This window comes from Finegoldia magna (genome assembly GCF_003182075.1).
GTDB classification, from domain to species: domain Bacteria; phylum Bacillota; class Clostridia; order Tissierellales; family Peptoniphilaceae; genus Finegoldia; species Finegoldia magna.
Window position 1 is genome coordinate 24,442 of sequence record NZ_QGTH01000008.1, and the last position, 20,645, is coordinate 45,086.

Below are 20,645 nucleotides of genomic sequence, written 5' to 3' on the forward strand. Positions count from 1 at the left end.
TTATAAAGTATTTTAATAAGCATCAAAAAAGCAGTTAAGCCTTATTGCTAAGAATATCATACGGAGAAAATTCAAGTTGTTTCAAATCGAAGAAACCCGGCCAAAATTTGACCGCCGAACGTAGTGAGCTTCAAATTTTAAGGTTTCGAGATTTAGAAATAACAAATTTTCGTAGTCTAGATATTCGTGCAATATGCTTAACTGCGTGAGTTTACCTATCTAAGCAATAAATATTCAAATAACAAACTTCTTCTACACAAAATCCTCCATTTTAAAATCAAGTATGTTGATAAATTACAAAAAGTAGATTACCAAAATTACATTCAGATTTTTCTGAAAAAAATCCTACAAATTTCGCCGAAAAAAATTCTCGTAGATTATTACCTGTAATTTTGGTTTTCTACTCATCTTTTCTTTTTCCTATAAAGTATTTTAATAAGCATCAAAAAAGCAGTTAAGCCTTATTGCTAAGAATATCATACGGAGAAAATTCAAGTTGTTTCAAATCGAAGAAACCCGGCCAAAATTTGACCGCCGAACGTAGTGAGCTTCAAATTTTAGGGTTTCGAGATTTAGAAATAACAAATTTTCGTAGTCTAGATATTCGTGCAATATGCTTAACTGCGTAAACTTACCTATGTTAGCAATGTAATTATTCACCTACCTAAGCAACAAAAAAACAGCTAAGCATATGTGTAATATGCTTAACTGCGTGAGTTTGTCTATGTAAGTAAATCAATAACTTACTTCTTTTCTCTTTTTTTAAAAAACACAAAAAATGCACCAGTAATGATTATTAAACAAGCGATGCTTATTAAAATATGCTCGTTGTCTATGCCTGCTTTTGGCAAAGTTTGTGTACTAGCCAACATTTTCATTATGTTACTTTCATTTTGACCGTAGCTTGTGTCATATCCAATATGCATCAGAAACGTCATCACTGCTACCACATAAATCGTTAATTTCTTTTTCATATTCTCCCCCCATTACCCTCATACTTATTATATATTTTATATTATTATTTTTCAATATAAAATATTTTTTTAACTAGCACATTTTTGTAGGGTCGACGTATTCGTCAAATTCTTCTTCTGTTAGAATTTAAAATCTATTTACTAAAAGTAATATTGTATTTTTGCTATTAATATCTACTATTTTTTTCTAAAAATCCGCTTTGTTTGTTGGAGAATTTTAATCCTCTTCCATACACAAAGTATATTACTAATGAGTTAATTAACATTAGCAATACTGAATATACCATATTAACAGCTTTTGAATCTATGGTAGCTACGGAAGAAGAGTTCTGAGTTATAATAATACCTATAGTTTCACTTCCTGGAGGATACAAGAAAGCTGACATATTGTATTCTGCTAAATTACTGTTAAAGTTTAATGCACATAATGCTAGTGCTGTAGGAAGGACTGCTGGTAATACTATATGGAAAAATGTTCTTAAAGAACTTGCGCCTAAATTCTGAGACGCTTCTTCTAAGTTAGTATTAAAATTGTAGTATGCGCTTTTTAAATATCTCAAAGTTGAGGGGATTACGGTTACTGCATACGCAATTACTAAAATCCATTGAGACCCAATTACTGATTGATTAAATAGTAAAAATCTAGGTCTATCATAAACCATCATATATCCAAGAGCTATCAGTATTGAAGGTACTAGCCAAGGAATGTAATAGAAATATTCTAAACTTTTTATAATTTTATTAGATTTTGACTTCATAACTAATCTAACTAACAAAAGCATCAATAACACTGAACCTACAGCTGCAATTCCAGAAAATAGGAATGATCTTAGCAATGGATCTAAATTACTTGAGTCTACTAAGACATTCTTATAGTTTTGTAACGTAAAATGTTCAATACTTATTATATTTCTTGACAGTGCTTGCGTGTCTAAGAATGATGAAATTATTACCATTACTGCTGGTAACGCTTGTATTATTAATAAAATTATAGCTACTAAATATATTATTACTTTTGCAACTGGGTTATGAATTTTTTGCTTTTTTAATTTTTTATTACTATTAGATACAGACATATAATTTCCTTTTGATTCATTCCATGTCATAAAAGCTAATAGCAATATTTGAAAAACAGATAATACTAATGATAAAACAGCAGCTATATCTCTAGAATTAGGTCTATTTGCAAATGTCAGTATCAAAGGAGAAATTGTTTGAAAGCTCTTACCTCCAACCATTAAAGGTGCTGCAAATGATATTAAACCTGTTTGAAATGTTATTATTATTAAAGTTATTAATGTAGGTTTTACTATAGGCATCACTACTTTAAACAATATTTGAAATTGACTACTTCCTAAATTTTTTGCAGAATCAATTAATTCATTGTCAATGCTATTTATTGCATTTCTAAAAAATATCATATATTGATGTGTACATCCAAAAGTCATTACAAACAATACTGCGAATGCACCTGTAAACCAATTCAGATTTAAATTAGGAAATATTTTTAATAATAAACCTGTTAAAATCCCATTTTTCCCATAAACATACAAATAACCATTATTTAAAATTACCCCTGTAAAAACAAGTGGAATCATATAAGCAATTCTAAATATCTTTGAAAATTTCAAATCAAAATACTCAGTTAACAATACTTGCGTAATACCAACAATAGTTGTTGTGAACATTAACACTACTCCTGTTATTAAAGAATGCTTAATTGCTAACATTGCTCTTTTAGAATTTAATACTTTTTTAAATGCATTAAAACTAAATGCAGATCCGTCATAAAACGAACTTGTAATTATCGTAATTGTTGGTAGGATTATAAACGTGATTGCAAACCATACTATTACTAATATCAGAAATATTTTTGGAATATTATAATAACTTAATCTTTTTAGTTTATTATCATTAGGTTTAATCATATCTACACCTCATACTCCAATATATCTTCAGAATTGATATACATGCTAATCTCATCATTTAGTTCAATATTTTTTGTCAAATCATTTTTCTCTAATATTGTAAGTTTTGTGTTGAATACATCCACGATATAGTGTGAAAATGCTCCCTCATACATTATTTTTGATACTTTTCCATTAATTTTTACAGTATTTTTATTATCTAGTGGTTTTAATAAAATTTTTTCGTTTCTGATATAATGATTGTGTCCAATATTAAATTTTACTTCACTTGAATTATTGTTAATAAATTCGATTAATTCTGTATCTAATTTACTGGATTCACCTATAAAAGTGCAAACAAACTCTGTCTTTGATCTATCATAAATTTCTTTAGGTTTCCCTATTTGTTCTATTGCTCCTTTATTAAATACAGCTATTCTATCTGACATTTCAAGTGCTTCTTCTTGATCATGTGTTACATAAATCGCAGTCATTCCAGTTTTTCTTTGAATCTGTTTTATTTCTTGGCGAAGTTGTTTTCTTAATTTAGCATCTAAATTAGAAAGCGGTTCATCAAATAATATTAATTTAGGATCGTTTGCTAATGCTCTTGCAATAGCAACTCTTTGTTGTTGTCCTCCAGATAATTCTGAAACATTTCTTCTTAAATGTTCTTCTTTTATTTCCACAAGATCTATCATTTCGTGTACTTTTTTATGTATTTGATCTTTGGAAATTTTTTTTATTTTTAATCCATAGCTAATATTGTCAAAAACTGTCATTGTTGGAAATAGAGCATAAGATTGAAAAACCATCCCGATATTTCTTTTTTCTGCTGGTATATTAGTAATATCATTATCTTCTAAAATAATTTTTCCTTTATAAGGTTTAATAAATCCAGCTATAGATCTAAGAATAGTTGTTTTTCCACATCCTGAAGGCCCCAAAAAAGTAAAAAATTCGCCTTGTTTAATGTTTATATTAATATTGGAAACTGCAACAAAATCTTCATACCTGATCTCTATATCTTTTAAATCAATCATATATCCTCCTAATATAAATAAAAAGCGGGAATTACCCCGCATTTATTTATAGTTTATTTCATTAATTCTAATTCAAATTTTTCAACCCATTCATCGAGATGTTCGTTTAATACATCCCAATCTACATTCATACGATCAGTATTTTCAAATAATTCGAGAACTCTAGGGTCTGCAGCTTCTCTAGCATTTTTATTTGTAGGTACTGTACCAAATTCTTTTGCCCATGCTTTTTGAATATCTGCCGTACCCCACCATTCAGCAAATTCTTTTGCACTAGCATAATCTGCATCATTTCCATGATTCATAATACCAACTTGTTCAGACATAGCAAATACGCCTTTTTCTGGATTAATAGGAACTGAATTGATATCGAATTCTTTTTCTGCTTTAATAATACCACCTGAGAAGTAGTAACTAAATTTTAGATCTCCATCTTTTACCATGGACATTGCTTTTTGAAGTCCGCCCAAACTTTTTTCAGATTCTAAAGCTTTACCATATTTATAATAATCTTTAGCTAGTTGCCAACCTTTTTCTGATACTCCAAGTTCTCCTTTTTCATCTAAATTTTGAAGAAGTATTGGAAATACAATTTTTTGATTTGTTGAACTAGTTAAGTTTCCTGGAACATAATATTGACCATTGTATTTTTCAGTAGCTAATTCTTCATAAGATTTAGGAGCATCTTCCTTCTTAACTTGATTTCCATCATAGAAGTAGAATATACGTTGTTCCGACCATGGATAATAATATCCATCTCCATAGATTAAATCTGAATCAATTTCTGATTTCCATTTTGGTTCCCATTTAACAAGCATATCATTTTTTTGTAATTTTGAAAATCCACCTTCATCAAGTCCAATAATTACATCTGCTTGAGGATCATTTTTTTTCTGCGATTAATCTTTGAAGTAAGTCTCCTCCTGGAATAAATACTATTTCTACATCAAATCCTGCTTCTTTTGATTTTTCTTGTAACCAGGTAATCTTTTCATTAGCAAATGAATTACTATAAAGCACTATTTTTTTTCTTTTAGAATCTTCTTTTGTGCTAGTTTCTGTCTTGGATTGTGTATTGTTATCATTGTTATTTGGCTTACTACATCCAACTAAAACCATTGATAACAAAAGAAACATAGCTAAAAATTTAAATTTTAATTTCATTTATGAATCATCCTTCCTTTATTTAATCACATTTATTATATCACACATAATATAATTTTAATATAATAAAAGATAAGATAAAATCAAATATGAAAAAATAATTGTGTTATGATAAACTATAATTGTGTTTTTAATACATAATCTTAAAATAACAGGTGATAATAATGAAGAAAATTGCGATAGTAAGTGATACACATGGTAGATTTTTAGATGAAACAGCCCGACTCATTAATGAAAATAATTGTGAATATATTATTTTTTTAGGTGATTATTATTTGGATGGACCTGAACTTTCAAAAAAAACGTCACTTGAATGCTTAAGCGTATTAGGCAATAATGATTTCGAAATATATGAACAATATGATGATGAGGCTTTCATAGAAATTAATGGTTATAGGATTTTTGCATGTCACGGTCACAAATATAAAGTTGAAGAAAATCTTAAAAGACTTCAAGAAAAAGCCAAGAAAGATAAGTATGATATTTGTTTGTTCGGACATACACATGTTTATCATGAAGAAAAAATTGATGATACTTTTTATTTTAATCCAGGTAGTCCGACAATATCCAAATATGATTATGATCCTACTACATTTGCAATAATGAATTTAGAAAATGGTGTTAAATTTGAAAAAATAATCTTAGCACCTCCTATTTCAGACAGAAAATAAAATATTAAATTAAAAAATCTCTGAGTTATTACATATAATTTTTAATTATATAGTAATATCAGAGATTTTTATATTTATATTTTTTTAACTAGCACATTTTTGTAGGGTCGACGTATTCGTCAAATTCTTCTTCTGTTAGAATTTCCAAATCAAGCGCTGCTTGTTTTAATGTTGTGTTGTTTTTGTGTGCATATTTTGCGATTGTACTAGCTTTGTCGTAGCCAATTTTGGTGTTAAGGGCAGTGACTAGCATTAACGAATTGTTCAAATAATAATCGATGACTTCTCTGTTTGCTTTGAGTCCTCTTAGACAATTATCTGTAAAAGATTTTGTAGCATCTTTGATTAGTCGTACTGATTGCAACGCGTTATAAATAATAACAGGCATATACACGTTTAGTTCGTAATTTCCTTGGCTTGCTGCGACTTGAATTGTCGTGTTGTTGCCCATTATTTGTACACAAACCATAGTCAATGCTTCTGCTTGTGTTGGATTTACTTTGCCTGGCATGATTGATGAGCCCGGTTCATTTGCAGGAATTGACAATTCGCCGATTCCACATCTTGGACCACTCGCCAAAAATCTCACATCATTTGCAATTTTCATCAAATTATTAGCAAGGGCTGTGATTGCTCCATGAGTATAGCTTATTGCATCCTTTGATGTAAGCGCGTGGAATTTGTTTTCTGCAGTGACGAATTCTCCTTTTGTTTGGGCATTTATTTCATCTACTACCATTTGGTCGAATCCTTTAACTGCGTTGAGTCCTGTTCCAACGGCTGTAGCTCCAATTGCAAGTTCGTTTAACGCTTTGCTTGCTTCAATAATGTGTTGTTTGCCTTTTCTAATCATGAAAAGCCATCCCGATATTTCTTGTGACAATCTTAGAGGCACTGCATCTTGCAAATGTGTACGTCCGATTTTGATGATATCTTTGTTTTCTTCCATCAATGTTTCCAAGACTTTTTCAGTGTTTTCTAATTCTTCGATTAGTTCTGAATCAATCATGTGTTTAAGTGCAATGTGGATTGCAGATGGGAATGTGTCGTTGGAGCTTTGTGATTTGTTCACATCATCGTTTGGATGAATTATGTTTTCTCCGTATTTTTTGTTTGCGATGTGTGCGATAACTTCGTTCACATTCATGTTGGATTGCGTTCCAGATCCAGTTTGCCACACAGCTAGTGGAAATTCGCTGTCATGTTTGTGATCCAAGATTTCATCACATGCACCCACAATCAAATCCTTTTTTTCGTCTGTAAGTTTTCCCAATTTGTTATTAGAAATCGCACACGCTTTTTTTAATCTTGTTAGCGCTTTGATGACTTCAAGTGGCATTTTTTCTGTTCCGATTTTAAAATTGTTGAAACTTCTTTGAGTTTGTGCTCCCCACAAAACATCGTCACTTACTTCGATTTCACCGATAGAATCCTTTTCAATTCTCATTTTTTTCCTCCAATTATAATTCAAAATTTATTTGTTCTCTATTATTAATCAAACTTTTGTATCCCAAATAAAGCGACAAAAAACTTGCAATGTTGACACTAGCGCAGATGGCTATCATCACAGAAATCTGATAAATTATCGCAGTGTTTGGACTAACCCCGGATAGGATTTGTCCTGTCATCATTCCAGGAAGACTTATAATTCCCATCGCAATCATACTATTCAAATTAGGTAGTATCGCCATTTCTACTGATTTATTCACAATCGGAATAAGCGCTGTGTCTGCACTTACTCCCAAGTTAATTAACGTTGTGATTTTGTTTTTGTTTAGTTTCAGATTTTCGTTTAAGTAATTTACTCCCAAATTCACAGCCGTCATTGTGTTTCCGAAAAGCATTCCAGAAATCGGAATCGCATATTGCGCATCCAAAATCGGTTTTCTGATGACAAATCCCACGTAGAAACACTCCACAAGTAATCCCGAAAATAATATACTAAGCCCTATTATCACCTTGAATTTGTCAGATAAATGATTTCCTCTGAAAACTTTTAAACTGCTGAATGTCGACATTACCAATATGTAAATTATTACAAATAATTTGTTGTTCGCATTTATCACATAAGTTAGAATGAACCCTGCTATAATAAGTTGCACAGTCATACGAACACTTGCTACAACTAGCATTTTTGTTTTGTTGATACGACACTTCTTCATTACGAATAACACAACTAACAAAAGCAAATAAATCAGAACGAACCTAGTCCATGGTATTTTAATTATTCCCATTTTATTCTCCCAAATCGATTATTTTATCTGAAAATTCGTCGACCAATTGTCTAGCGTGGCTCACAACTACAAGTGTAATGTCGTTGTGTTTGCAGTAATCCACAATATTTTTCATCATATCAAATGCAGTCTTATTATCCAACGCACTTGTCGGCTCATCCAATAACAAAACCTCAGGATCTAAGCTAAGAGCAATAGCCAAGAACACCCTTTGCTTTTCACCGCCCGATAATTTCTCAACATCTAAGTTCACATCCACATCGAAATTAGTGATTTTCAAAAACTTCGTGATTTCTTCGTCAGTTAATCTATCCAAATCCCTTAACTTGTAAAACTCATGGAAATTCTCTCTTATAGTCATATCAAACAAGAAATTTTCCTGGGAAGTCATTATGATGTTTCTTCTCAATTCAACAGGTTTGATATTCAAAATATTTTTATCTTTGTAGAAAATTCTGCCCGATTTCATTTGTAATGTGTTGTTGATAAGTTTGAGAAGAGTGGATTTGCCACTTCCACTCTTACCCACAACGAAAACTACTTCGTTTTTATCTATAGAAAAATCATCGTACTCTTTGATGAATTTAACATTTTCAAATCTCAAAATTTCCATTTAAAATTCCAGTTGCTCCTTGAGTGACGCCTTGAATTTTTTGAGAATTTTCTTCTCCATTCTGCTGACAGTCATTTGCGAAATATCCAATTCCTCTGCAATCACGATTTGTGTTTTCTTATCAAAATATCTTCCAAGAAGAATTTTCTTTTCAACTTCGTTCAAATCCTCCATGCATCTGTTGATTAAATCTCTGTTTTCAAACTTCAGCATGTCCTTGTCTTCTTCTCCAATCAAATCGCTAAGATTAGTATCCCTGTCATCACTTGACTGATCGATTGATTGATCCAATGATTGTGGAGCGTACACCTTCGCCCCTTCCAACACTTCCAAAACTTCTTCGTTGGATATCGACAAGTAATCTGCGATGTCTTCAACTGTTGGAGATTTTTGCATGGTTTGTGCAAGGTGGATCTTGGCGTTGGCAACTTTTTTGTTGAGTTCCTGAATTCTGCGTGGAACTCTGATGACCCAGCCTTTGTCTCTGAAATATTTCTTGATTTCTCCGACTATTGTAGGAGTTGCATAGGAGGAGAATTCGTAGCCTTTTGATGGATCGTAACGGTCAATCGCAAGGATTAGTCCGATACATGCGACTTGGTACAAATCATCGTATTCGATTCCCCTTCCTGTGTATTTTTTAGCTAATATTTCAGCGATATACAGGTTTTTTTCAACGAGAGTATCCCTTGTTTTCTTGTCTCGTGTTTCTTGGAATTTCAAGAATAATTCTTTAATATTCTCCTGTTCTTCTTTACTAATTGATTTATTCGCCATAATATTATTTCCTATTCTTGATTACTTTTATCTCACTTCCATTGATTTCGTATTCATCCATTAAAGATTGGATAATCATTTCCGATATTTTATCCTTTTCGTTGTTTTCACGTGGATTGGATCCGTCTAATTTGAAGATTAGTGTTAAAGATTCATCGTCAATAGTCATTGTACAGTCGATGATTTTGGATCTGTTTCTTTGTAAATTCAAACATTCACTCGCGCACAATTTGATATCTTCAATATCGTCTACTGAAAATCCACACTTCATCGCAATGAAAGATGCTGAAAGTCTTATGAGAGATACATTTTCTTTTTCATTTTGAAAACTTAATCTGAATTCTTCCATTATATCTCCTTTATTACGAAAATCTTGTCCATTTCAGTTATAGTGAACACTTTGTTGACGTGTTTTTTGATATTGTCGATGTAGATTTTGTGGTTATTATCTCTTAGTTCGTTGTACACTTTTATCAAAGCACCAAGTCCTGTTGAATCTATAAATGAAAGATCTGTCGCATCAATTCTGATGTCTTTTGGATTTTTCTTGTATTCTTCCAATAAATCATCTCTGAATTCGTCGCAAGTGTTGATGTCCAAATCACCTTGGATTCTTACAATTATTTCGTCTTTTGTGACTATATCGTAGTTTAATTGCATAATTTTCTCCTTATTCTTCAAAATACTTAGCTACAGCTACTATCGCATCTTCGCCCTTATCTGTATTTTTCAATAATACACCAGATGTTGATCTTGAAAGTGTAGATATTCCTTCCGCCTTAATTCTGATAACCTCAGCTTTTTTGCTAATCAAAAGTATCTCATCTTCGTTTTTCAATGCCTTAGCACACGCTACATCTCCTGTTTTCTTGGCGATTTTGTAAGTTCTGATTCCCTTTCCACCTCTGTTTTGTGTAGTGTAGTTGGATAATTCAGTCTTCTTACCGTAACCATTTTCACTGATAACTGCCAAGAATTCATTGTCTTTTACCAAATCAAATGAAATAACTTCATCGTCTTTGTTAAGCGTTATAGCCTTTACACCGATAGCATTTCTGGATAAATCTCTCAATTGATCCACATTAAATTGCAAACTCATACCTTTTTTAGTGACGATAATTACATTTTCATTTTTTTCGACAAGTTTAACATCGATAAGTTCGTCACCTTCGTCAAATTTGATAGCTATGATACCAGTTTTTCTAATATTTTCGTACAGATCCAACGAAGTCTTCTTCACTTTACCATTTTTAGTGATAAATATTATAAATTGGTCGTCTTCCTTGTCCTTATCCAATGCCAATACTTGTGTAACACTTTCATCGGCATCGATTTGGATTAGGTTAATGATGTTGGATCCTCTAGCAGTACGACTTGCTTCTGGCACTTCATAAGCTTTTAGTGAGTAAACTTTTCCTTTATTAGTGAAGAACAACAAATCTTGATGAGTTGTAGTTGCGAACATATCTTTGATGAAATCTCCATCTTTCATTCCCATTGCATTAACACCACGTCCACCTCTGTGTTGAACTTTGTATGCATCTGTGGAAATTCGTTTGATGTAGCCTTTGTTAGTGATAGTAATAAACATGTCTTCTTCTTCTAGAAGTTCCATATCTTCAAAATCACCGTCATCTCTTAGAATTTTAGTTCTTCTGTCGTCTGAATATTTTGTTTTAATTTCTGTCAATTCGTCTTTGATGATATTCAAAAGCAATTGTCTGTTATTCAAAATTTCTGTCAATTGTTCAATCAATGCGCTCAATTCGTCAAATTCATTTTGTAGTTTTTCTTTTTCCAAACCTTGCAATCTTTTAAGTCTCATATCCAAGATTGCTTGGGCTTGAATTTCTGAAAAGCCAAATCTTTGCATCAATTTTTCAAGCGCATCATCATAACTTGTTCTGATAATGTGGATAATTTCATCGATATTGTCGATTGCTTTTAACAATCCTTCGACTATGTGAATTCTTGCCTTCGCCTTGTTCAAATCGAATTGCGTTCTTCTTCTAACGACTATTTCTTGGTGAACAAGATAATGGTCGATTAGTTGTTTCAATGTCAAAACTTTTGGAACGCCATTTACAAGTGCAAGGTTGATTATACCGAATGTAGTTTGCATTTGAGTGTATTTGTACAAGTTATTAAGCACGATATTTGGATTGGCATCTCTTTTTGTTTCGATGACAATTCTCATACCTTTTCTGTCCGATTCATCTCTCAAATCGCTAATACCTTCTAATTTCTTTTGTTTTACAAGGTCTGCGATTTTTTTGATTAAATTGGATTTGTTAACTTGGTAAGGAATTTCTGTGACGATTATTTTGTATCTGCCCTTTGATTCCTCAATCCTAGCCTCTGCTCTGAGTCTAACTTTACCACGTCCTGTTGTGTATGCATTTTTGACTTCTTCAAGTCCCATGATGTTTCCACCTGTTGGAAAATCAGGAGCCTTGATGTGTTTCATCAATTCTTCTATTGTAATATTTGGATTGTCGATTGATGCGATTAATGCATCTATAGTTTCACCTAAGTTGTGTGGAGCCATATTTGTCGCCATACCAACAGCGATACCACTGGATCCATTTACGATTAAGTTAGGAAATCTAGATGGAAGTACAACTGGTTCTTGTTCTTCACCGTCATAGTTGTCTTGGAAATCAACAGTATCTTTGTTGATGTCACGCAACATTTCAAGTGATAGTTTTGCCATACGTAACTCCGTATAACGAGGTGCGGCAGCTCCGTCACCGTCGATTGAACCGAAGTTACCTTGGCCATCTACAAGTGGATATCTCATGTTGAAATCTTGTGCAAGTCTTACAACTGCATCGTAGATTGCACTGTCACCATGAGGGTGATATTTACCCATTACTTCCCCTACAAGTCTTGCGGACTTGGAGTATTTTCTATCTGGGAACAATCCTTGTTGTTGCATTCCGTAAATTATACGTCTGTGAACAGGTTTTAGCCCGTCTCTTACATCTGGAAGTGCACGTGATACAATTACACTCATAGAATAATCCAAATATGCACTTTCCATTTCTTTTTTCAAATCAGCTGGTTTTATATTGAGTTTTCTTTCTGTCATATTATTCTCCTAAGCGTCAATGTTTTGTGCATAAACAGCATTTTGTTCTATAAATTCTCTTCTTGGTTCAACATTGTCTCCCATCAAAACATCGAATGTGTTGTCGAGTTCGTTTTCGTCTTCTCCGTCGATTTCAACTTTGATTAGGATTCTGTGTTCAGGATTCATTGTAGTATCCCACAATTGTTCTGCGTTCATTTCACCAAGACCTTTGTATCTTTGAACTTTGATGTTACTTCTTTCGCCGTATTTTTCCAAAGCTTCTTCCAATTCTTTTTCTGTGTAGCAATATTCCATTACTTTAACACCTTTGATGATTCCGTAAAGTGGTGGTTGTGCGATGTACACGTGACCTTTTTCCACTAATGGCTTCATAAATCTGTACAAGAATGTAAGTAGAAGTGTTCTAATGTGAGCTCCATCGACATCGGCATCGGTCATTATTACGATTTTACCGTAACGAAGTTTGCTGATATCAAAGTTTTTTCCTATTCCAGTTCCAAATGCAGTAATCATAGCTTTGATTTCGTTTGAATTTAAAACTCTTTCAAGGTGAGCCTTTTCTACATTCAAGATTTTACCTCTCAATGGCAAAATAGCTTGGAATTTGTTGTCCCTGCCACCTTTTGCAGAACCACCGGCAGAATCCCCTTCGACAAGGAAGATTTCGTTGTGTTCGATGTCTGAGCTTTGGCAGTCAGCAAGTTTTCCTGGAAGTGTAGTATTGTCTAGCACCGATTTCTTACGAACCAAATCCCTTGCACGTCTTGCGGCAAGTCTTGCTTTTTGTGATGCCAATGCTTTTTGTATAATTGTCTTGACGATTTTTGGATTTTCTTCAAAATAAAAACTCAAATGTTCGTACACAACGCTGTCCACAACAGTTCTAGCTTCGGAGTTACCCAATTTTCCTTTGGTTTGTCCTTCAAATTGTGGGTTGTTAAGTTTTACTGAAACAACAGCAGTGATACCTTCTCTGACATCATCACCAGATAAGTTATCGTCTTTTTCTTTTAATATGTTTTTATTTCTTGCATAATCGTTAAGAGCACGAGTAAGTGCAGATTTGAATCCTACAACATGTGTTCCACCGTCAACTGTTTTAATGTTATTAGTAAATGAAACTATAGTTTCGTTATAGCTTTCAGTGTATTGCATAGCTATTTCCACTTTGGTAGTTTCTTTTTCTCCTTCGATGTACATTACTTCATGATCCAAAGGCTTTTTGGATTTGTTGATGTATTCTACAAATGATTTGATACCACCTTCGTAGTGGAACAATTCCTTGTAGCCTTCTCTTTCATCAGCAAATTCTATCTTCACGCCCTTATTCAAAAACGCCATTTCTCTGAATCTTTTTGCAAGAACATTTTTGTCGAAATTCAAAGTTTCAAAAATCGTATTGTCCGGCATAAATTCAATTGTTGTTCCAGTTCCTCTGACATTTTCTTTTATAACAGTAAGTTCTGTAACAGTTTTTCCTTTTTCAAATCTTTGTTCGTACATTTTGCCGTCTCTTTTGACTCTGGCAATAAGATATGTACTTAAAGCATTAACACAACTTACACCAACACCGTGAAGACCACCTGAGTATTGATAAGCGTCGTTTGAAAATTTACCACCCGCATGAAGCACTGTAAGTACAGTTTCAAGCGTTGATTTGCCTGTTTTTGGGTGTGTTTCAACTGGAATACCAGAACCATCATCTTCTACAATAACTGAATTGTCCTTTTTTATAGTAACCTTAATCAAATCACACACACCAGCCAACGCCTCATCAATTGAGTTGTCGACTACTTCGTACACCAAATGGTGTAGACCTTTTTCATCTGTAGAACCGATGTACATCCCTGGTCTTACACGAACCGGTTCCAATCCTTCTAATACTGTAATCTGATCTGCAGTATATTCTCTGTTTTTCTTCATTATATTCCTTTCATAAAGTTATTCATCAAATAATTCCCACTGATATTTGACTTGTAAACTCCTCTATTAGTTATGACTATAGACCTTATAGTAATGTCCTCATCTTCATTCACAAATTCTACGTTTTTCGTATAATCCAAATCATTTTTATCAAAATCTTTGAAGAATTTGTCCGAGACATTAACTACTGCTATAATCTCATTTTCATCAATTAATGTGTTGTTGCCAATATCCAAATACATATCATTCACCTATTTTTATCGTGTACAACCCTTCTGGAGCCCTTTCTGAAGTCGTCAGAAAAGCTTGAAAATCCTTGATATATCTGATGATGTAGTTGATTCTGTAATCGTCAAGTTCACTGAACACATCATCTAATAAAATAATTGGCAATCTATCATTATAAAATCTACTCAAATCCAATTGTGCAAGCTTCATCGATAAAATAGCAGTTCTCACCTGAGCTTGAGATGCAAAAAACTTAGCCGATTTGTCGTTGATTAAAATATCCAAATCATCACGATGGATACCTAAATTAGTTTGCTTATTTTCCAAATCCTTATCCAAAATATCTACCAAACTCTTGTAATAAGTATTCTTTTGATTAGTCATATCCTCTACATATTCTATCGAAAAATTATTTTCCATGTCCAGCTTATCATTCTCATCACTCAAATTTGAGCACACATTTTTTGCGATAAGATGAAGCCTTTCAACATAGCTTTCTCTCTTGTGCATAATATATGAGCCCGTGTCTGCTAATTGGATATTCAAAGCCTTCAACTGCTCATTAAAATACGAATTGTACCTGTGGTTTTTGATGAGCTTATTTCTCTCATCCAACACTTGATTGTACTGTTTCAAAACAGTCCTGTAATAGTTATCCACACCACTTATGGACTCATCCAAGAATTTTCTTCTCAAAGATTTCGATTCTTTTACTATCTTCAAATCATCAGGCTTAAAAACAATACACTCAAAATACTCGTTGTATTCTTTAATAGTATTCACAAAAGCTTCATTCACATTGAGTATCTTTTCGTTACTTTTAATAGTAATATCTATCTTATCCTCAAAACCATCATCGTAGACATCCATTACAATACGAGCCTCATCTTCACCGAATTTAATCAAGTGAGAATTGGTGTTGGTTTTGAAACTTTTTCCCTTCAAAGCTACATTAATAGCTTCCAAAATATTAGTCTTACCCGAGGCATTTCTGCCTACAATCAGATTCAGACCATCACAAAAATCCAATTCTATTTCACAGAAATTCCTGTAATTATATAATTTTAATTTTTGAACGATCATTATTCGACTACGTATTTCTCTCCTTCAAATTCCACTACATCTCCTGGATAAAGCTTCTTGCCGCGTCTTGTTTCAACCTCGTCATTAACCTTAACCATGGATTCTTTAATAAGTTCTTTCGCCATGCCACCTGTTTGTGCTATGGATGCGAATTTTAGAAACTGTTCCAATTTTATAAATTCAGATTCAATTTTAACACTAATCATTATTACCTCCTGCAAGTTTTACCGGAAGGACAAGATAAGTGTAATTGGTATCGTTCAATGGCTTGAACACCATCGGTCTTAGACTTCCACTCATATTCAATGTAATATCGTCATCATCAATAACCTTCAAGCCATCTAACAAATACTTAGCATTAAAAGCAATCTTCAAATCTTCTCCACCGATTTCGCACTTCACATACTCATCGACCTTACCAATATCAGTATTAGATGAAATATGCAATTCATTTCCAGAAAAATCTAGCTTAACCAAGTTTGCCTTGTCTTCTTTTGCCATCAAAGACGCTCTTTCCAACGCCATTTGCAAAGCTCTCTTTTCTATAGTAACGACAGTCGAAAAATCTTGTTTCATAACTTGATTGTAGTCGATGTATTGACCATCGATTAATCTAGAATAAACATCAGTGTTTTCCAATTTGAAAATAATATTTCCAGTAATAATGTTAAGAGTTATCTCCCCTTCTTCCAAAATCTTGTAAACTTCATTCAAAGCTCTCGCTGGAACAATAGCCTTCATTTCAAACTCACTCACATTACTCATACAATCAAGTGAAACTCTGTAACCATCTAAGGCCACAAATTCAATCCTATCATTCATAATATTGAACAAAACACCTGTCAAATCTGGTCTTGTTTGGTCCATACTTGTAGCAAATGATGTTTTTCTGATGGAATCTCTGAGTTCAGATTGTTCCAAAGTCAATTTAACATCCTTATCTATATAAGGAAGAGATGGAAATTCGTTTGAATCTTGACCTTGAATGTTGAATTCCGTAGACAAACATTTAATATTGATATTATTATCGTCCACTTCAATATAAATATCATCGTCAGGAAGTTTTCTAATGATATTTCCTATCATTGACGAGTTGATTACAATTTGTCCTTTTTCATAGATTTCACAATTTGCTCTAGTATCCACGATAAGTTCCAAATCCGTAGCAACAAGTCTAAGACAATTTTCTTCTGCGATGAACAAAATTCCTTCTAATATCTGAATAGTCGTTCTAGATGACACCGCTTTTTGCGCAATATTGATATGTTTAAGTAATTCTTTTTGCGATATTTTTAATTTCATATTTTACCTTTCGTTTATACAAATAATAATAATAGTTAGTAATAGTAGTAGTAGGGCTGTTTGTATTGTGGATAACTCTAGTTTGTTTGTAATTTGTGGTGTTTTATATATTGATAACGATGTGTATATAATTGGCACAAGCTGTGCGATTATCAACATTATCAACTTTTTACAATTTTAGTTTATCACTTTAAAGTTATCAACAACTTATCCACACACTTATTAATATTAAATTGTGGATAGAAAACTCTAAAATAAACTTATCCACAATCATAAAGTTTAATAAATTAAGAATTTTGAATGTAGTTGATTAGGTTATCAATTTCTTCATCAAATTCTGAACTTTTTTTGATATCATTCTCAATTTTCTTGATTCCATGCATTACTGTTGAGTGATCTTTGCCAAAACTTGAAGCAATACTAACCAAAGAAATATCCAACAATTTTCTGGACACATACATTGCTATTTGCCTTGGATATGCGATTTGTTTGGATCTCTTTTTTGAAAGCAAATCATCTTGACTTACATTGTACCTATCACATACACTCTCAATGATTAAATCTATAGTTACAGGTCTTAATTGAGTGTCTGCGATAAGTTGTTTTAGAACATTTTTTGCCAAATCTAATGTAATGTTGCCATCTCCTATCAGAGTTTTTTGACCTACGACATTCATTACTGCCCCTTCCAACTCACGTATATTGCTTTTGACATTCATAGCAATATAATCGATTATTTCAGGGGTAAGTGATGTATTATTTCTATCTAAATACTCGTTTATAATAGCCACACGTGTTTCGTAATCTGGTGGTTGAATGTCTGCCATTAATCCCCACTCAAAACGCGACACTAACCTCTCTTCCAATGTTTTTATCTCTTTTGGAGGTCTATCACTGGAAAGTATGATTTGCTTGTTGTGGTTATACAATTCGTTGAATGTGTGGAAAAACTCCTCTTGTGTACCTTGTTTTCCTGCTATAAATTGAATATCGTCAATTAATAGTACGTCTATATTTCGGTATTTTTCTCTAAATTGTGAATTTTTTTTCGTAGATTTATCTCCTATTGAAGAGATAAGTTCGTTTGTAAATGATTCACTAGTAGTGTAAATAACCCTAGCTTTTGGGTTATTTTTAAGTATTTCATGAGCAATGGCATGCATCAAGTGAGTCTTACCCAATCCTGCTTTTCCATGAATAAACAATGGATTGTATGCTGTGGCTGGGTTTTGTGCGACTGCAAGTGCTGCGGCTAATGCTAGTTCGTTGTTTTTTCCTTTTACAAATGTATCGAATTTGTATTTGCTGATTAAATTCTTGCCGTAAGGGCTCAAATCAGTTTTTTCTTCTGGTTGTTGTGTTTCAGGTTTTTTGTCTTCTACAGTGTATTTTTCATCTTCTGCTACTTCTTCACTTACTAGAATGGATCGTTGACCATCTATGTTTTGGTTTTGAATTATATTTTCGTCTTTGTAATTATCCATTTCATAACGGTCTATGATGACTACTTTTCTCTTGACATTACTGATGAAATCCAAGTATTTTTGGATATCGTCGTAGTATTTGTTATAGATTGTTTTTTTGGTAAATCTATTTGGAGAAAGCAAAATAAATTCAGTATTTGTTAAATAAAGAGGTTTTAATGGAGCAATCCATGTGTTGAAGTTCAAATCAGACATTTCCTGTTTAAATGTGTTAGATATTTTTAACCAGAGTTCATCTTTGTCGGTCATTTTTCACCTCGTTTTTTTACTTATCAACATATCTATCCACAAAATGATGAGTTATCCACATTAAATAAATAGCTATTTTCCAATTTAAACAAAAAAAATATATAATTTATTCACATTTGCACAACTTATCCACATCAATTTATAGAAAAATAATTGTGGATATTAAATTAGAATATACAGCAAATTCGTGTAGTTTTAAAACAAGAATTCACATATTATCCACAACTTATCCACAATTTGTTAATAAATGTGTACTTTTCATACTTTTTGATACTTTAATTATAGCAAATCATATCTTTTATTACAAATTTATTGAAAATTTTGATAAATGGTTTTGTGTTTGCTATAACTTATCCCCAAAATGAGTTTAATATTTTAAATTTAGAATGAATTGTGGATAAAAGTTATCCACAATTTTTATTGTTTTGTGGAAATTTTATAAAAAAACACCAACATTCTTATTTGAAAATGTTGGTGTTCGTTATTTATTTCCTATGAACATAGTTTCTTGGATAAATTCTTTTATTTTCAGTCCATATCCCCATTTTTTGGCATACGGGTCTGTGACTTCCTCACTTTTTGCAAAGAAATTTGTAAATCCTGCTTTTTTAATGATTTCTTTTACATCTTCTTCCAGAAGAGCTCCCCCAACTCACGATCCGTAAATATTATCCAATGATAGTATGTCATCGTTTAATTGTTTTTTGAGTGTGATGTCACTGATTATAAACATTCCGTTAGGTTTGAGAATTCGATGGATTTCTTGATAAACTTTTTGTTTGTTAGGCTCAAGGTTTATTACACAGTTACTTATGATCTTGTCTATGGAGTTGTCTTCAAATGGCATGTCGATGAGTTCTCCTTGGACAAATTCAATATTTTTGAATCCTTTTTTATCTCGTACTTTACTAGCTTTTTGTATCATGGACTCTAGCCTATCCATTCCATAAATTGTATTGGAATTAGGATATGTTATTCTTGCCATGAATACATCTAATCCCATTCCACACCCCAAATCTAGTAGTGTGTCGGTGTCTTTTAATACTAGGTTATCAAGTGGATTTCCACAAGATAGTCCTGATGACACTTCTTCAGGGATTTTTTCTAGTAATTTAGGATCGTAACCTAAGGATTTGTATAAGTCTATTGAGTTTACTTCTGTGCTCGTATTACCTACTGCTATGTTATCGTAGAAATTTGTTACTTGTTGTCTTATTTCTTCGTCTGTGTATTGTTTACTCATTTATTGTCCTTTCTTTAAAATCTTATAACTTCGTGATGTCTATTAATAGATTAGCTAGATTGTGACATTGTTTTTCTGAAATTTTATAGTATGTCCACTTTCCCTCTTGTCTAGATTCTATTATTTTTGAATTTGTAAGTATCTTCATATGATAAGACAATCCTGATTGTGTTAAGTTCAGTTTTTCTAAAAGTACACATGCGCATTGTTCTCCATTTTGCAACAATTGTAAAATATCTATTCTTTTTTCATCGCTCAATGCTTTAAATGTGTTTGCTATTTGTTTGTTGTCCATTTTATTACCTCACATCAAATATTTTTGATATATTAATTATATCATTTTTTACGCAATACATCAAATATTTTTGATATGTAATAATTAAATTATTTTTGGCGATTAATTGGTATTTGTCAACAAAAAAGCTTGACAATTGTTATTGTCATAAGTATAATTGGAGTAGTGTTTTTATAGGCAAAAGTCCTTATATTTTATACTAGGAGGTGCGATTGATGAAAAGAACTTATCAACCAAATAACAGAAAAAGAAAAAAAGACCACGGATTTAGAAATAGAATGGCTACTAGAGGTGGAAGAGCTGTTTTAAAGGCTAGAAGAAGAAAAGGTAGAAAAGTATTATCAGCTTAGGTCACATTCAT

21 protein-coding genes and 1 pseudogene are annotated in these 20,645 nt (G+C 32.4%); 2 read left to right on the plus strand and 20 right to left on the minus strand.

Annotated features, from left to right (window positions below; all coding sequences use genetic code 11):
- Window positions 1–743: 743 nt before the first annotated feature.
- From DES33_RS04465 to DES33_RS04485, 5 genes and pseudogenes are all read right to left on the minus strand, one after another.
- Complete coding sequence (locus tag DES33_RS04465) at window positions 744–974, minus strand: LPXTG cell wall anchor domain-containing protein (protein ID WP_227930603.1); 231 nt, start codon at window positions 972–974, stop codon at window positions 744–746.
- A gap of 167 nt (window positions 975–1,141) precedes the next feature.
- A complete protein-coding gene (locus tag DES33_RS04470; RefSeq protein WP_110058196.1) occupies window positions 1,142–2,902 on the minus strand; it encodes an ABC transporter permease in 1,761 nt (586 codons plus the stop codon).
- A 2-nt stretch (window positions 2,903–2,904) separates the two neighbouring features.
- Window positions 2,905–3,924, minus strand: coding sequence for an ABC transporter ATP-binding protein (locus DES33_RS04475; RefSeq protein ID WP_110058197.1), 1,020 nt, complete (start codon window positions 3,922–3,924; stop codon window positions 2,905–2,907).
- Window positions 3,925–3,977: 53 nt separating this feature from the next.
- Window positions 3,978–4,796 (minus strand): annotated as a pseudogene (locus DES33_RS04480) (extracellular solute-binding protein); the annotation flags it as partial.
- A 10-nt stretch (window positions 4,797–4,806) separates the two neighbouring features.
- A complete protein-coding gene (locus DES33_RS04485) occupies window positions 4,807–5,088 on the minus strand; it encodes a hypothetical protein (RefSeq protein WP_110058199.1) in 282 nt (93 codons plus the stop codon).
- A 164-nt stretch (window positions 5,089–5,252) separates the two neighbouring features.
- Between DES33_RS04485 and DES33_RS04490 the strand changes: the two genes are divergently transcribed.
- The gene (locus tag DES33_RS04490) at window positions 5,253–5,759 is read left to right on the plus strand and encodes a metallophosphoesterase family protein (protein ID WP_110058200.1); all 507 of its coding nucleotides are present in this window, start codon (window positions 5,253–5,255) and stop codon (window positions 5,757–5,759) included.
- A gap of 88 nt (window positions 5,760–5,847) precedes the next feature.
- Here the strand turns inward: DES33_RS04490 and fumC are convergent, their stop codons facing one another.
- From fumC to DES33_RS04570, 15 genes are all read right to left on the minus strand, one after another.
- Window positions 5,848–7,206: a class II fumarate hydratase gene (fumC, locus tag DES33_RS04495; protein WP_110058201.1), complete on the minus strand. Its 1,359-nt coding sequence runs from the start codon at window positions 7,204–7,206 to the stop codon at window positions 5,848–5,850.
- A 13-nt stretch (window positions 7,207–7,219) separates the two neighbouring features.
- The gene (locus tag DES33_RS04500) at window positions 7,220–7,993 is read right to left on the minus strand and encodes an ABC transporter permease (RefSeq protein ID WP_110058202.1); all 774 of its coding nucleotides are present in this window, start codon (window positions 7,991–7,993) and stop codon (window positions 7,220–7,222) included.
- A 1-nt stretch (window position 7,994) separates the two neighbouring features.
- A complete protein-coding gene (locus DES33_RS04505; RefSeq protein ID WP_110058203.1) occupies window positions 7,995–8,606 on the minus strand; it encodes an ABC transporter ATP-binding protein in 612 nt (203 codons plus the stop codon).
- The gene (locus tag DES33_RS04510) at window positions 8,607–9,383 is read right to left on the minus strand and encodes a SigB/SigF/SigG family RNA polymerase sigma factor (protein WP_094206581.1); all 777 of its coding nucleotides are present in this window, start codon (window positions 9,381–9,383) and stop codon (window positions 8,607–8,609) included.
- A gap of 4 nt (window positions 9,384–9,387) precedes the next feature.
- Window positions 9,388–9,732 (minus strand): ATP-binding protein, encoded by a 345-nt coding sequence (locus DES33_RS04515; protein ID WP_110058204.1) that lies wholly within the window; start codon window positions 9,730–9,732, stop codon window positions 9,388–9,390.
- A complete protein-coding gene (locus tag DES33_RS04520) occupies window positions 9,732–10,043 on the minus strand; it encodes an STAS domain-containing protein (protein ID WP_035109375.1) in 312 nt (103 codons plus the stop codon). The genes DES33_RS04515 and DES33_RS04520 overlap by 1 nt, the downstream gene beginning before the upstream one ends.
- 10 nt (window positions 10,044–10,053) lie before the next feature.
- Window positions 10,054–12,474 carry a DNA gyrase subunit A gene (gene gyrA / locus DES33_RS04525; RefSeq protein ID WP_110058205.1) on the minus strand — a complete coding sequence of 807 codons (2,421 nt, stop codon included), beginning with the start codon at window positions 12,472–12,474 and terminating at the stop codon, window positions 10,054–10,056.
- Window positions 12,475–12,483: 9 nt separating this feature from the next.
- Window positions 12,484–14,400, minus strand: a complete 1,917-nt coding sequence (gyrB, locus tag DES33_RS04530) for a DNA topoisomerase (ATP-hydrolyzing) subunit B (RefSeq protein WP_094206482.1) — start codon at window positions 14,398–14,400, stop codon at window positions 12,484–12,486.
- Window positions 14,400–14,642 (minus strand): DUF370 domain-containing protein, encoded by a 243-nt coding sequence (locus tag DES33_RS04535; RefSeq protein WP_094206578.1) that lies wholly within the window; start codon window positions 14,640–14,642, stop codon window positions 14,400–14,402. The genes gyrB and DES33_RS04535 overlap by 1 nt, the downstream gene beginning before the upstream one ends.
- 1 nt (window position 14,643) lies before the next feature.
- Complete coding sequence (gene recF, locus DES33_RS04540; protein WP_102164458.1) at window positions 14,644–15,711, minus strand: DNA replication/repair protein RecF; 1,068 nt, start codon at window positions 15,709–15,711, stop codon at window positions 14,644–14,646.
- Window positions 15,711–15,917 (minus strand): S4 domain-containing protein YaaA, encoded by a 207-nt coding sequence (gene yaaA / locus DES33_RS04545; RefSeq protein ID WP_002835941.1) that lies wholly within the window; start codon window positions 15,915–15,917, stop codon window positions 15,711–15,713. The genes recF and yaaA overlap by 1 nt, the downstream gene beginning before the upstream one ends.
- A complete protein-coding gene (gene dnaN, locus DES33_RS04550; protein ID WP_002835942.1) occupies window positions 15,910–17,013 on the minus strand; it encodes a DNA polymerase III subunit beta in 1,104 nt (367 codons plus the stop codon). Before dnaN ends, yaaA begins: the two co-directional genes overlap by 8 nt.
- Window positions 17,014–17,300: 287 nt before the next feature.
- Window positions 17,301–18,746 (minus strand): chromosomal replication initiator protein DnaA, encoded by a 1,446-nt coding sequence (gene dnaA / locus DES33_RS04555; RefSeq protein WP_110058206.1) that lies wholly within the window; start codon window positions 18,744–18,746, stop codon window positions 17,301–17,303.
- 652 nt (window positions 18,747–19,398) lie between these two features.
- Window positions 19,399–19,989 carry a methyltransferase domain-containing protein gene (locus tag DES33_RS04565; protein WP_110058207.1) on the minus strand — a complete coding sequence of 197 codons (591 nt, stop codon included), beginning with the start codon at window positions 19,987–19,989 and terminating at the stop codon, window positions 19,399–19,401.
- Between the two features lie 22 nt (window positions 19,990–20,011).
- Complete coding sequence (locus DES33_RS04570) at window positions 20,012–20,284, minus strand: ArsR/SmtB family transcription factor (protein ID WP_110058208.1); 273 nt, start codon at window positions 20,282–20,284, stop codon at window positions 20,012–20,014.
- Window positions 20,285–20,499: 215 nt separating this feature from the next.
- Between DES33_RS04570 and rpmH the strand changes: the two genes are divergently transcribed.
- Entirely contained in the window at window positions 20,500–20,634 is a 135-nt protein-coding gene (gene rpmH, locus DES33_RS04575; RefSeq protein ID WP_002835948.1) for a 50S ribosomal protein L34, read from the plus strand.
- Window positions 20,635–20,645: the final 11 nt, after the last annotated feature.

Excerpts from the sequence above, each read along its gene's own strand:
- rpmH (WP_002835948.1), top strand. The coding sequence starts at position 20,500 with ATGAAAAGAACTTATCAACCAAATAACAGAAAAAGAAAAAAAGACCAC.
- dnaA (WP_110058206.1), bottom strand. The coding sequence starts at position 18,746 with ATGACCGACAAAGATGAACTCTGGTTAAAAATATCTAACACATTTAAA.
- DES33_RS04515 (WP_110058204.1), bottom strand. The coding sequence starts at position 9,732 with ATGGAAGAATTCAGATTAAGTTTTCAAAATGAAAAAGAAAATGTATCT.
- DES33_RS04565 (WP_110058207.1), bottom strand. The coding sequence starts at position 19,989 with ATGAGTAAACAATACACAGACGAAGAAATAAGACAACAAGTAACAAAT.
- recF (WP_102164458.1), bottom strand. The coding sequence starts at position 15,711 with ATGATCGTTCAAAAATTAAAATTATATAATTACAGGAATTTCTGTGAA.
- DES33_RS04500 (WP_110058202.1), bottom strand. The coding sequence starts at position 7,993 with ATGGGAATAATTAAAATACCATGGACTAGGTTCGTTCTGATTTATTTG.
- DES33_RS04470 (WP_110058196.1), bottom strand. The coding sequence starts at position 2,902 with ATGATTAAACCTAATGATAATAAACTAAAAAGATTAAGTTATTATAAT.
- fumC (WP_110058201.1), bottom strand. The coding sequence starts at position 7,206 with ATGAGAATTGAAAAGGATTCTATCGGTGAAATCGAAGTAAGTGACGAT.
- DES33_RS04510 (WP_094206581.1), bottom strand. The coding sequence starts at position 9,383 with ATGGCGAATAAATCAATTAGTAAAGAAGAACAGGAGAATATTAAAGAA.
- dnaN (WP_002835942.1), bottom strand. The coding sequence starts at position 17,013 with ATGAAATTAAAAATATCGCAAAAAGAATTACTTAAACATATCAATATT.
- DES33_RS04520 (WP_035109375.1), bottom strand. The coding sequence starts at position 10,043 with ATGCAATTAAACTACGATATAGTCACAAAAGACGAAATAATTGTAAGA.
- DES33_RS04485 (WP_110058199.1), bottom strand. The coding sequence starts at position 5,088 with ATGAAATTAAAATTTAAATTTTTAGCTATGTTTCTTTTGTTATCAATG.
- DES33_RS04475 (WP_110058197.1), bottom strand. The coding sequence starts at position 3,924 with ATGATTGATTTAAAAGATATAGAGATCAGGTATGAAGATTTTGTTGCA.
- gyrA (WP_110058205.1), bottom strand. The coding sequence starts at position 12,474 with ATGACAGAAAGAAAACTCAATATAAAACCAGCTGATTTGAAAAAAGAA.
- yaaA (WP_002835941.1), bottom strand. The coding sequence starts at position 15,917 with ATGATTAGTGTTAAAATTGAATCTGAATTTATAAAATTGGAACAGTTT.
- DES33_RS04465 (WP_227930603.1), bottom strand. The coding sequence starts at position 974 with ATGAAAAAGAAATTAACGATTTATGTGGTAGCAGTGATGACGTTTCTG.
- DES33_RS04505 (WP_110058203.1), bottom strand. The coding sequence starts at position 8,606 with ATGGAAATTTTGAGATTTGAAAATGTTAAATTCATCAAAGAGTACGAT.
- DES33_RS04535 (WP_094206578.1), bottom strand. The coding sequence starts at position 14,642 with ATGTATTTGGATATTGGCAACAACACATTAATTGATGAAAATGAGATT.
- DES33_RS04490 (WP_110058200.1), top strand. The coding sequence starts at position 5,253 with ATGAAGAAAATTGCGATAGTAAGTGATACACATGGTAGATTTTTAGAT.
- DES33_RS04570 (WP_110058208.1), bottom strand. The coding sequence starts at position 20,284 with ATGGACAACAAACAAATAGCAAACACATTTAAAGCATTGAGCGATGAA.
- gyrB (WP_094206482.1), bottom strand. The coding sequence starts at position 14,400 with ATGAAGAAAAACAGAGAATATACTGCAGATCAGATTACAGTATTAGAA.